Raw genomic sequence first — 13,470 nt, 5'->3', positions numbered from 1 at the left:
GGTGCTGAACTGGGCACAGGGGCGCAAAGCGGGTCCCGCGCTGGCGCTGTGGCGCGCTCTCCGAGTCATTAACATCACTTCCACACCCCCCGCTCCGGTGGCGCGCCGCGCCGCCAGAACACTTCGGTCTCGATCTTCAGTTCATAGTCGCCGTAATCGCGCAGCCACTGTTGCGCGATCCGCGCCTTCATGGCCTGCAGCCGGCGTTCCACCAGCTCGGGATCTTCGATTTCCGCCAGGTAGGACAGCCGCAGCACCGAGGGTGCTTCCTGCAGTTTTTGCAGCAACAGCTCCGTGCGCGAGTTCCACTGCGGCCGCATGGCGGTGCTTTGCGGTTCGAACACGCCTTCGGCCATATCCAGGCGCACCACGCGGTGCAGGCTGGAACCGAAGTTCACTTTGATCATCTTGCCGCGGGTGGCGCGCACTACCCGCGGGTTTTCGCTGGTAAGGCGATAGCCGCTGGGCAGGCTGCGGTCGTCCAGTTTCAGTACGAAATTGGAGCCGCGATCCTGATTCGGCACCAGCGCACAGGTGATATGGAAACGGCCATGGGCGTCGGTGGTGGCGTTGAGGCCCGTCGCCGTCACCACCCGCGCGCCCGGCACGCCGCCTTCACCGGCATCCGGGTAGCCATTCATATTCTTATCGTCGTAGACCTTGCCGATCACATCGGTGCAGTCGAAGGTGGGGTCGGGGATGACACGCACGGTGGCTAAGGCCTGCCCGGAAACCACCTGCCCCGACAGGCTGTTGAACAGCTGCGCGCGGTTGACGTACTCGCCCTCGCCCACACCGGAGCCCACCACCAGCAGCAGTTTCACGCTGCGGGTCTGCTCAGGATCGACGCGCAATCCGGACCAGCGCAGCTGCAGGCCGTCGACCTCGGGCTCCATCGCCACGCCATCGACGCGGGCCGAGCCAGCCACGTATTTGAAGCCGGCGGGGAAGAAGTCCACCAGCTGCAGGTCCGTCAGCGGTGCCGACAAGGTGTTGCTGAAGGTGATGGTGTAGGGCACCAGCTGGGCGCGGGTGACATTCAGCATCGCCGCGGTTTTGGTGATCGACAGGGCGCCGTCCAGCTGCGGGTCCACGGCGATATGGTTGTTGAACAGCTGGCTTTCGCCCGGCAGGCGGTTGTCATCCAGGCGCAGGCGCAGGTAGTAGTCGGTGGCGGGGCTGCGCGCGGCGATATCGATCGAGGGTGCCGCCGGCGATGCCTGGGCCTCGCAGTGCTCGGCGGTGGCCGGCACCGCGTCGGCGCCACTGCCAAGGCAGGCCGCCACATCAAAGCCGGCTGTGTCGGCATGGGTCTGCGGCGGGATAATGGCCGACTCGCCGGCAACGTAGTCATCCGCTGGCAGCGTCACCTGCAGCAGGTAATCGCTGCCGGCGGGACAGCCGCCGCTGGTGAAATTCAGATCGAACTTGTAGAAGCCGCTGGCCTGGGTGACCTGCCCCTGCTGCTTCGGATCGTCGAAGCAGCTGTCCGGCAGCGCCACGCCGCTGGAGGCCCGCAGCATGGTGACGGTTGCCCCGGACACCGGCGCCCGCAATACCGAGTCATAGACGACGCCGTTGGGGGTCAGCGGCAGGTTGAGGTTTTGCGGGTTCATGCCGGAACCCAGGTAGATATCGCTGATCCGCTGCGGGCCGTTGGTAAAGTCGGAATCCGCCCTGCCCAGGGCGGCGGTGTTCGCCCCCGCGCCCGGGGCCACATATCTCAGCTCGTAGCTGGGACCGCCACTGGTTTGGCTGAGATTGGTGAGCAGGCCGGCGAACTGGAAGTAGCCGTTGTCATCACTCTGGGTGGTGTCGATCAGGTTGCCGTTGAAGTAGAGCTCTACGGTCCAGTTCTGCAGCAGCGGTTCATCGCTGTCTGCGGCGCTGTTGAAGTTCGCATCCTGCCAGAGGTAGCCGGCCAGGTTGGCGATTCCCGGGGTGCCGCCCACATCGATGGCGACGCTGGCCTGCGCGCTGGCGGGCGGGGTGTTCCATTCCACCATGGCGGTGTTCAGCACCGGGGTGCCAATCGCCAGCTCGGCGCCCAGCCGCGCCTGGAAGCGCAGGGTGGCGGCGTCCTGGGGTTGCAGGTCGCCGTAGGCGGCGGCGTAGTTGGCGGAGATCACGGAGCCGCTCACCGCCACGCCGGCGCTCAGGCCGTCGAGCCTGGCCGAGTCGCTGATATAGCTGAGGACGCCGTCGCCGGCGAGCAGCAGGTCGTCGGTGATGACCACGTCACTGGCGGGCACGGCACCGATATTGGTGACGGTAATCAGGTATTCGAGGATCGCCCCCGGCTCTGCGGCACCGCCGCCCACCACCGCCACCGCTTTGGTGATGGCGAGCTGCTGGACATCCCCCACCACCACATCGGTGGGCTGGGCGCCGTTGGCGGGATTGTCGTCGGCGTCGGTCAGCAGCGGCAGCAGTTCGGTGCTGGCAATGGAACCCTGGTTGCTGATCACGGTGCCGCTCGGTGTGCCCGCATCCACCGTCACCGCAAACTCCACGGTGGCACTGCGGCCGGGGCTGATCACACCCTGCAGGGCGCCCGGTAGCGGCGGGGTCAGGTCTTCGGAGCTGATCGGCAGGCCGCTGGCGAGCGGGCTTCCTCCGGCACTGTCGCTGAGTGGGAAATTGTTGAGGGTGGTGGAGCCGGCCACGTAGCTGGTGTTGGCCGGGATCAGGTCGGTCAGTTCCACTTCCGTCGCATCCACCGCACCGAGGTTTTCCACCACGATGGTGTAACGCAGGGTGTCGCCCGGATCGACGATGCCCGCGCTCAGGTTATCCACCTCGATGGCAACGCTCTTGCGCGCCAGCAGCAGCGGCATATCGCCGACGATATCCATGGTCGGGTCGTTGACGGTGTCAGTGGCCGGGTCGTCGGAGGGGGTTTCCGCAAAGGCGCCGCTGCCGGCGCCGGCGCCATTGAGGAAGCCCTGGTTGGAGATCAGGGTGCCGTCGCTGACGGCATTCACCGTCACCTCGAAGGTGATGACCGCCTCGCCGTTACCCGCGGAGGCGGTGGGATCTGCCAGCAGCACACCGCTGCCTGCGCCCGGGGAGCTGATGGCGAGGCCGCTGGACAGCGGGCTGGTGCCGTTCGCGTCGGCAACTGCTTGCCCATTCAAGGTTGTGGAGCCGGCAACGTAGCTGGTGTTGGCCGGTATCTGGTCGCGCAGCACGGCTTCGGCGGTGTTTTCATTGCCGCTGTTTTGCACCCGCAGCGTGTAGCGCAGGGTGTCGCCGGCCAGCAGCAGGTCGGGGGCACCGCTGAGATCCTGCGAGACTTTTTCCATCGACAGCAGCGGCGCCGAGGTGATCAATACCTGCGTGGGGTCTTCATCGCCGGGCACATCGGGATCGTCAGTGCCGTTGATCGTCGGGTCGTCACTCAATAGCGGTTGCTGGCCCGGCAGCTGCGCCTCGGCCTGATTCAGTACCGCGTAGCCGCTGTCGATCACCGGCGCCAGGGTTACCTGATAGACCACCTGCACCGTGTCGCCACTGGAGCCCTGAGGGGCCAGCTGAATGTCCTGCACATTCAACAGGCCGCTGCCATGGGCGCCGCCGGCCGCATCTGTCGCTGTCGCATCGGCGCCGGCGGGCAGGCTGATCAGCTGCAGGGTGCCGGACTGGTAAACCGGCGCGCTGTTCAGGCGCCCCAGTTCATCGGTGATACCAATGCCGCTGACATTGAGGTCGCTGAGGTTGGTCAGCGTCAGGGTGTACTGCAGCACATCGCCGGGACTGGCGGGACTGGCCCCGGTAGTGATATTGGCGACCTCTTTGTGGAAGCTGACGCTTGCCACCGCGGCCAGGGTCTCGAAGGCAGCCTCGTGATCGAGCACCGCGGGCGTGCCGTCGGTGGGCGCGGGCCGGTTGTATGCGCGCGCATCGGCAGCGCCGCTGTCCCAGCTGTGCCAGCGCTCAATGCCGGCGATATTGGTCAGCGCCGCGTCATTGCGGGTATCGGCATCCAGGGTGGCGTCATAATTAATTTGCAGGTGGTGATCCGCCGGCAGCATGGCGGCCGCACCCGTGGAGGTAAACGTCAGTGTGCAGCTGGCGGCGTCATAGGCGACGCTGAAGTCACTGCCGGCATTGAGAGTCGCCTGCGGGTTGCCACCACCATCGACAATCTGCGCGCTGAAGTTGTCCGGCGCTGTCTCACACATACCGCCCTCGGCGGTGTCCGGCAGCCTGTCGGTGAGGGTGATATCCCAGGCCGGGCCGCTGCCGGTATTGTGCGCGTCGAGCACAAAGGTGCCCGGCAGGCCCGCCTGCACACGGGCGGGGCCGGACTTGCTCAGGGTCAGCTGGGTCGGTTCCACCACGGTCATGTCCGCGGTGGTATTGCCGCCCCCAGCGCCCTGCCCGGAAGCGGCGTCGTCATTGATAAAGCCATAGCGGTAGCTGGCGCTGTTGTTGAACGCCAGGCCATCTACATTGGGCGGATTGGCATCCCGCAGGCGCACCATCACATCGATAACGACCTGCTCACCGGCGGGCACATCGATACCGCCGGCGCTGTCTTCAATCACCAGATTGGTCGCGGAACCGCTATTTACCGGCGTAAACGCCGCGCTGCCGGCAACCTTCACCGCTTCGACAAAAACCAGCTCCGCGGCGGAGCTGTCCAGATTCAGCAGCAGCTGCACGTCATTCAGCGCCGCGCTCTGCCCCCCGACCTGGGCTGTGCCCGGAATCGTCACCCGGTAGGCGAAGGGCTCGCCAATCGATGCCGTGGGCCGGGTATTTTCTATGCGCAGATCGGCCGCGCTCGGGGTGCTGAACTGCACCCCCACCGGCGCGGTGGGGCCGTAATCCTCGCGCATATCCGCACTCACCGAGCCGCCAGCCAGCGTTGGCAGGGCATCGTCATCCAGGGAGTAATAGACCTCGGCGAAGGCGGCGTTTTGCAGTGCCATGCCGGCGCCGATGCTGGCATCCGCCAGCACACGATAGGTCATCACCAGAGCCTGGCCCGGCTCGATGGCATAGGCGCTACCGGCGCCAAAGTTCCAGATGACCTCGCCGCTCGCCGGGTCATAGGCGGGCGCCAGGTTGGCAACAGCGGCGCCGTTCACGCTGGTGGCCTGCACACTGACCCCGCCCTGGCGCAGGCCGGCGGGAATAAGATCGCGGAATACCAGATCGTAGGCCGGTGCCGAGCCGCTGTTGCTGATGGTCGCGGTGAAATCCACCGTGTCGCCGGGCGTGAGCTGGGAGCCGCCGGCGGGGTTGGAGGTGGTGGCGGCGATGGCCACCGCCAGATTCGGCTGCAGCAGCTCCACAGACGCAAGGCCGCTCAGGCTCTCGATTCCGCTGGCGGTCTCGCGGGTGAATTTGGCACTGTTCTCCAGCGGGATACTGTTGGCCGGCCAGGGGTGCGCGTCCCGATTCAGAACCCGCGCCAGATAGCGGATAACAAACTCGTCGTTGGCTGCAGTGTTAGCGCTGAGGACGTTATCACCGGGGTTGACCAGGTCGGCGACCGCCCAGGCAATGGTTGTGGCTCCCGCCTGCGGGTCGCCGGACGCGACCGGCTCGGCGATATCCCCGTGGCTGAAGGGGGCCACGGCGGCAAAAGGCGCACTGGTGTCGCCGTTCACGGACAGCGTACGCTCAAACACCATGCCCTGGGGCAGGGTATCGGTCAGCACCGCGCTGGGATGGCGGCCCTCCGGCAGCGCGACGCGCAGCTCGTACTCCACCAGGTCGCCCACGCGGAGCTGGTTGTCGGCGCTGTTAAAGCTGTCGGTGAGGCGGTTTTTATTCAGGTTGGCGTCATTGGCCACCGCCAGCGGTGGTGTGGCGCCGACCACGAAGTAGTCATTGAGTGGCGGGCTTTCGCTGCCGCTGCGCTCAAGGGCTGCGCTGTTGTCGTCATTGAGGCTGGTCCACTGCACCCGGCTGTTGGCCCCCAGGCTGGCGGCCGCCAACACGGTATCCAATACCCGCACGTCATAGCTCAGCTGCGCGCTGGTGCCCCGGGGGATATCCAGGTCGCTGTTGCTCCGGTCCCACCTCAGGGTCTGGCCGGCGGCAATACCATCGCCGCTCTGCACCGGGTCGGCCAGCGGGCTGCCGGCAAAGGTCGCGCTGCCGGGCACAAATGCGAGCCCCAGTGACAGCTCTTCACGTACCAGCAGGTCGAGGGCATCGGCACTGTTGGCCGCGCCGGCCTCGCTCAGCTGCAGCGTCAGGCGCAGGGTATCGCCGGCATCGGGATCGTCGCCGGGGCTGGTCTGGTTATCGATGGTCTTGGTGAGCGCCACTGCGGGCTCGGCAATGGTCAGCGCCGCGGCCGTGCCGCTACCGCCATCCACTGCGGGGCCATTATCCGTGGCCGCGTAGGTATAGCTGGCGCTGTTCGCGAAGCTGTGCCCGGCCTGTGCGGTGGCGTTATTGGCGACACGGGCGCGAATCTCGATCAGCGCCTGGCCGCCCGCCGGCAACCTGTCGAGAGACAGACTGACGGCGTTGCCGCTGCTGTTGTCGGCAAGCGCCAGGCCATTGAGTTCGCGGATGCCGGTGACTTGCAGGGACGGGTCCAGCGTATCGGTGATCACCAGATCGTAAATCGCCACCGCGGTTTCGCTGCTGGGCACCCGCAGCTGGTAAACCACTTCCTCCCCCACCACGGCAGTACCAGACACCGGCTGCAGGAGCAGCTTCTGCAGCGGGTCGACAGTGGTGGGTAGCGTCGACATCAGATAAGGCGCCGGCACAACCGTGGGGCCATAGCGCTGGGCATCCGCCGGCGGCTGCGACCAGTATTCGTCGATGGCAAAGGTGTTTTGCCAATTCTGGCCGCCGTCGATGTCGGTATAAAAGCCGATGTCGTATGCGATGGACACTTCTTCTGAAGGGTCTACCGCCTCGCTTAACGCGAACACCATCTGGCCGCCGCGCAGCGCCGGTGGCGTGTAGGTGTATTCCCCGGCAGCCAGAAGAGTGCCGCCGACGCTGACCTCGATATTGCTGATAGTGCCTTCATTCAGCTCAGCGGGCAGGTCGTCCGTAATCACCACACCGTAGGCGGGCGCATCGCCGGAGTTGGTCGCTTGCAGGCGGAAGTTCATGATCTCGCCGGCCAGGTCCACGGGCGTATAGGGGCTGGTGCGGCCGCTGATATCTGTCTTCACGAGGCCATCGAACAGGGGCTGCACCACCGTCACCCGCTGGCTGCTTGTGAGGCGCGCCAGCACCGCCGGGTCTGAGGGCGGGTTGCCGGCGGCATCCGTATAGGCGAGCCTGGCGGTATTGGTCAGATCGACGGAAGCGCTGTGCGGAATGCCCGCGCCTTCCGTCGCCCGCGCCACATACACGATCCGCAGGGGGTTGCTGCTGCCGAGCTGGCGGGTAACGTCGCCGAAATCCCACACCAGGGTGCCGCTATCGCCGGCTGCGGGCTCGCTGAGGGCGCTAAAGGCGTAGTCCCCTGCCCCGCCGTCTACGGTGAATGACTGCAGGGTAAAGCCGGTGGGCAGCACGTCGGTAACCGTCACCGCCCTGGTTGTGCCGGGCTGCAGTTCCAGCGCCAGCGCGAAGGTGACCGTATCGCCGATGCGCAGGGTGGCATCATCCGCGGGCAGGTAGCTGTCCTCGACAATGGTTTTCACCAGCGCGGAGGTATCCACCGTGGACAGGCTGAGCGTCACCGGGGCGCTGCAGTAATCATTGGGCTGGGTGACACTCGGGCAGCCCTGGCCGTGACGCTCGTAGCGAGTATCGTCCAGCTCCGTATCATCGAGGGAGGTCCAGTCCACCCGGGCCGAGTTGGTTACATCCCCGCCGAATACCGACAGCAGGTCTGCCTGATAGGTAATTTCCAGGGTGCTGCTCAGCGGCAGGTCGAGGCTGTTGTCGCCGAGATTGCCGCGCCCCCACACCAGCGGCCCGGAGGGCGCCCCGGCGGGCGCGGCGGTGAAACCGCTCACCGGCACACCATCGATGCTGGCGGTGGGGGTAAAGCCACTGTCCAGCCGCAGCTCCGGCGGCAGCGTATCGACGATATTCAGGTCGAAGGCGTCGGCGCTGGAAGCGCCACTGTGTGTAATGGTGAGGGTGTAGCGCAGCTTGTCACCGCCCTGGGCGCTGGTGACCGGGTTACCAGAGGCATCCGTCACCGCCTTGGAGATGGTGAGCTGCGGCTCCACTGCCGTGGTCGTCGCGGTATTGTCCGTCAATACTGGGGTGGAGGTATTGCCGTTCAGGTCCGCGCCACTGGTGTAAGAGAGGTCGGCGCTGTTGCGCAGCCGATCGCCGGCGGCGGTGCCGGTGATGGCGTTGTCGACGCGGGCGAAATAGGTGATCAGCAGTTGCGGCTCGAATGTGTCAGCGCTGAAATCGTCCTCACTGCCGGTCTCCACCGTGCCGATATTCCAGGTCGCCACATTGGCGTCGCCGTCCTGCGGCAGCGCAATGAAGTTGGAACAGTCAGCGGCCAATGCAGCCCCATTCACCCGCAGCGATGGGTCGCTGCTTGTGCATGTAAAGGCGTAATTGCTGTCCCGGCTCACCACAAAGCTGGTGCCGCCGGCCGCCAGGTTATCGGCGATGCTCAGATCGCGGGTCAGTCCCTCCGGCAGGTCCACCGTCAGGGTGAAAGTCTTGTGGGCACCGATGGTGGACACCACCGCCTGGCTGGCCGCGCTTTCCTGCTTGGCAAAGGCAACGGGGGCAACCTGCGTGGTTGCCACGGCGCGGGTTTCGTAATCATTCACCGGGTCGGCGGGACTGCTGTTCGGCAGTATGCCGATGCGCATGCCATCGGCGGCACCGGGCCGCCCCAGGCCGGCGCTCAGATGAATATCCTCTCCCGGCAGGGATTGCCAGCGCGCCTGCAGGGTATTCTGCAGGACTTCCAATGGCTCGACGCTCTGCGCATCGCCGGCGCCGACCACCCGCACCTGAAAACTGAAATCGATAGAGCCGCCGGCGGCAATGGCATAGGGCGGCGCATCATTCACTGGGTCCACACGATTCCAGCGGAATATGGGCGCATTGGCATCCCCATCGAGGAACTCGACCACATCTGGCCCATCGTTGCCGCCCGCACTGCCCGCCACATAGCGGAACTTGGTGCCGCGCAGGTCGTCCAGCACACGCAGGTCATAGGCGGTGGCCGTGCCGGTGTTGCTGGCGGTGACGTTGACCGTCAGCACGTCATCGCCATCCACTTGCGGCTCGGAGAGTGTCAGGGACAACTGCACATCCGGCTCGAGGATTTCCACCTCGTGGGCGCCGAAGTCTTTGACTACCGTGTTGCCGGCCTCGTCCACGTAGCGCAGCTGCGCCAGGCTGCCGCTGCCGCCATTGACCAGCACATCGCCGTTATTGGTCTGGGGGCTGTTGTCGACCCGGGCGATAAACTCCAGCGGGAAATCGAACAGGCTGCCGGTCACCGTGGTCACTTCGCGGTCGCCAAAGTCCCACTCCACATAATCGCCACTGCCGCTGCTGGTGCAGGTGGGCGTCACGGTGCCGGCGGGGATAATGCCGGCCTGCGCGTAGGGGGCGGCATTCAGGTCGACAACCGGCGCCTCGATACAGCGCATACCCGCCGGCAGCTCGTCGCGGATGACAAAATCCCGCAGCTTGGCGGCGGGAATCCGGGCAACCAGCTGGTAACGGATTTCCTCACCAATCACCATCTGGTCGCGATTGGCGCCATTGAGGGGATCGCTTTGCACCGCCCCGTTGGAGAGCGCCAGCGCCTGTTTGGGCAGGGTCTCCACATCGATAATGCGCATCTGCGCGCTGTCGCTCGGCTTCTCCTCGTGGATGCGGGCGCCGCCGAGGCGCGGGGTATCGCGGGAGTCGCTGCGGGGGCTGCCGCTCTGGGGGTCGTGGCTCAAGGCGTTGCCGACGATCGGCGTGGTCTGGCTGCCGGATACGCCGGGCAGGCTGTCGTAGGCGGTCACTTCAACCCGGTTGGTAAAGCGCTGCAGCGGCGCCACCGACTCATGCGGCTGCACCCGGTACACGGCGGTCACCGACTGCCCCGGGTCGAGCCGTTTGAGGGCATCCGAATGCTCGTAGGAAAGGGTGATGACCGCGGGGACGCCGCCCTCGCGGCAGTGGACCGCCGCAGCGTAGTTATTCAGGCCCGCGGCCGTGCCCACCAGGCCTTCCAGGCCTGCCAGACTGGCGGCACTCTCATCGAGGGCGCCATCGGCGTCATTGTCGAGGCCATCGGCGTCGAGGGGGCGCACACACATCTGCCCCGAGGCGTCCAGGGTGTCGGTGACCACCACATCGTAGGCGGGCGCGCGGGTAACACCGCTGTCCGCCGCGCGGTTGCTGACGATCAGGCGGAACAGGTAGGTCTGGTCCCGGTGCCCCTCATCGCTGAGAGCACTCCAGCCATCGGTCCCCTCGGCCGCGCTCAGAGCGCACCCGTAGAGGTTCTCATTACAGACTTCCTTGACGATTTCCAGCTTCGGCTCGGTGATCCGCAGATCCACCTGCCAGTCCGCAACCGGCGGAAAGCCGGGGATATTGGCCGGCACGCCGCCGGAGTTGTCCACATCGATCGGCACGCGGGAGCCGTCTTCCAGCTGGAAGATGGCGGTAAAGAAAGTGCGGCCAAAATCCGTGCTGATCTGTCCGTGTCGGTTGGGCCCGGCCACCACATCCTCGCTGTCGTTGAGGATGCGGGTGCTGAGGTCGGTCAGAAACCAGTTGTCGCGCACATTAATGGGGTCGTTGACCGTCCACTCGGGGTCAGTCTCGCTGAGCGCTGTGCCGATGCCGCCGCCGCGGGTGACGCCGGTGATCGCCGTACAGCGCGAGGACGCATCCGGCAGGGTGACATCGGTACAGCCCAGCGCACGATCAGCGAGGTAGCCCTGACCATCCGGCAGCTCATCGCGGAAGGAGATATTCTCCACCTGGATCAGGGTGTAGCCGGGGGTCTGGAAGCCGAACCAGCCGCCGGCCTGAATCTCGACGGTGCACTCCTCGCCTATCAGCACATCGGTATTGGCGAAACCGGCCTCGTTCAACTCGCTGCACTGGCCGCGCAACTTTTTCTTCAGGTTGAAGCCCAGCGCCTTGGCCCGAAAGGCGTCGAGGGTGTAATTGTTGGCACGCTGCTGTGATGGGGTGGTCCCGCCTGCTGGATCGTCCAGCAGCGCAGGGGTCGGGAATGTGAGCGGTGAGCCGTCTCTCAGGGTGATTTCACCCACCACGTCGGCGCGAAACGTCAGGTCGTCGTTGGCGGCGGTGTGATTTTTCCGCACCTGGAAGACAACGCGCTCGGTCGCACCGGGGGCGATGGTGCCCAACTGGGCGGTGGTGCCCAACTCGGCGGGGGTGCAACGGTAAACGCTGGCGGTGGCCGGCAGGTAAGCGGGGTCATTCCACAGCGGATGCAGATCCGCCCGGTCGGCCACAAGGGAACAGCCGCGGTTGTTGCTCACCACCTGCATGCCCTCGCCAAAGGTGGCGTAGACGGTGTAGTCGCTGGCGTCGTGACCGCCGTTATTGGTGACATCGATGGTCAGCGGCGACTCGCCGTCATCGCGGATAATGTACAGCGGATAAACGGTGGTGAGGTCCAGATCCTCCGGGTGCGGGGTTACCGCATCGGTCTCCACCTGGGTGGCCCGGGCGCCCGCACAGAAGTCGCTGGATTCCAGCGTGAGGCGGTTGTCTTCCGCCAGGCGGGAATTGCTCGCGGGGTCGGTGCCGTCAGCGGGGTTTTCCACCTCCACGTCCAGATCCGCCGCCGTGTCGAAGAAGGCCGGTTCAACCGTGACGATGCGGAAACGGATACGCACGCGGTCGCCGTGGCGCAGCATATTTTCCTGGTCCGCATAATCGGGATGGGGGGCACTGCTGATCAAGCGGAATTCGGGGGCATTGTTCTGCAGCGGGTCCGGGTGCCACTGGTTCCAGACGCCGCCGATCCGCCACTGCAGGGTATCCACCATGCCGTCGAAAGAGGCGGCGTAATTGGCGTTGTGGCCATTGCCGCGGGTGGTCTCCAGTATTTCCGGTGTGTAGGTGGTATCCACCACATATTGCGGCGGCAGGTCATTGACGAAGCTGATGTCCTTCACCGAGCCGCCGGTGAGGTTGGTGATGGTCACGGTCACATAGCCACGGGCGCCGAGGGGCTGTGCGATATTGATGCCAGTGATCTCGCGCACGATATCCAGATCGCCAGTGGCCACCGTGCTCATTGTCGCGTTGGCAGCACCTGGAGACGCACCAGCCGATGTCGCCGTGACGCCACCGACGCCGGTATCCCGGTCCACTTCACACCCCCACTGGAAGTCATCAGTGGTGATACCGCCGTTGTCGCAGGAGGAGTTGACCTTGCCCACCAGAAAAATGTATTCGTTCGACGGGCCGCCAGCCACATCGATTTCCGCACCGTTGCTGTCGGTGCGGCCATTACTGAAAGGCGAGGTCATCTCCCAGTCATTCATGGTGTTGGATGCACTGACACACTCATTGTTGAGGTCAACCCCGTCGTTATCCGCCACTCGAAAGGCTCTGCCCTGAAAAGCACAGGCGTGACTGATGGTGACATTGGGATCGGCCACCATCTGGTCGAAGCGCACATCCTGCAGGGCGGCTCTACCGGTATTGCGCACGCGCACCCGCCACACCACATCGTCATTGACGTTGCCGTAAATGGTCTGGGTCCAGCGGCCCTGATTGGCATCGCGGTTCCAGCCGCGAATCTGCAGCGAGGGGGTTGGCTCTAGCAGCGGCAACTCGAAAGTCGCGTCCGGAGTATTCTCTCTCACCACACCGTTGTTACAGTTCTGGTAGTCGTAGCTGGCAGAGGCGGTAAGGATTCGGTTGGCGAGACTCAGCAGCTCTTCCTGTTCATCCGCCAAGCCGTCGAGACGGAAGGAAACCGTCACCGACTCACTGGGCTCCAGCGTGACGCCATTGCCGAGGTTCCAGGTCAGGATATCGCCGCCACCGGAAATTGCCGGGTTTACCCGACCAAGGCCCGACACCTGAGCACTGTTATTTTGGTACTCGTATATCTCAGCAATCCGGCCGAGATCCTCCCGCAGGGTGATATTGCTGATCGCCTGGCTGGCATTATTACCGGGGCCATTTGGGGTGGCATTGGTGATGGTCAGCTGTACCTGACCATCACCACAGAATTCACAGTAACTGTCTGCTGATGAGTGGCTGATGCTGAGGCTGGGCGCCGGGCAGTTAGAGGCAGGTTGCGCTGAAGCGAAAAACACGGGCAGCATTGCGCCGAGGCAGCTCAGCGCAAGCCGCACCAGCACACTCCGGAAACCCCCATGTTTTTTCGGTTTCATTATTATTGTCTTCAACCTGCTACCCGCCTTTATTACCTCAAGACCCCGGCATCTGGCACAGTATCACACCCGATGCAAACCCGGCAGCCACTTCTGCTGGCGCGTATTTTAACAATAAGAGAAAAATCGAGCCGCCAATCGGCAAATAAACACCCCG

General features: G+C 64.8%; 1 protein-coding gene. It reads right to left on the bottom strand.

All coding sequences use genetic code 11. From position 1 onward, the window contains the following. Nucleotides 1-74: 74 nt before the first annotated feature. Nucleotides 75-13,313 carry a hypothetical protein gene (locus tag ABEA58_RS06355; RefSeq protein WP_345549873.1) on the bottom strand — a complete coding sequence of 4,413 codons (13,239 nt, stop codon included), beginning with the start codon at nucleotides 13,311-13,313 and terminating at the stop codon, nucleotides 75-77. Between the last annotated feature and the right edge of the window lie 157 nt (nucleotides 13,314-13,470).

Origin of the sequence: Microbulbifer aestuariivivens (assembly GCF_039545115.1) — a bacterium.
GTDB classification, from domain to species: Bacteria; Pseudomonadota; Gammaproteobacteria; order Pseudomonadales; family Cellvibrionaceae; genus Microbulbifer; species Microbulbifer aestuariivivens.
This window is presented reverse-complemented; position numbering and strand designations above follow the sequence as displayed.

What these genes read in the sequence shown, in the direction of transcription:
- ABEA58_RS06355 (WP_345549873.1), bottom strand. Translation starts at nt 13,313, where the DNA reads ATGAAACCGAAAAAACATGGGGGTTTCCGGAGTGTGCTGGTGCGGCTT.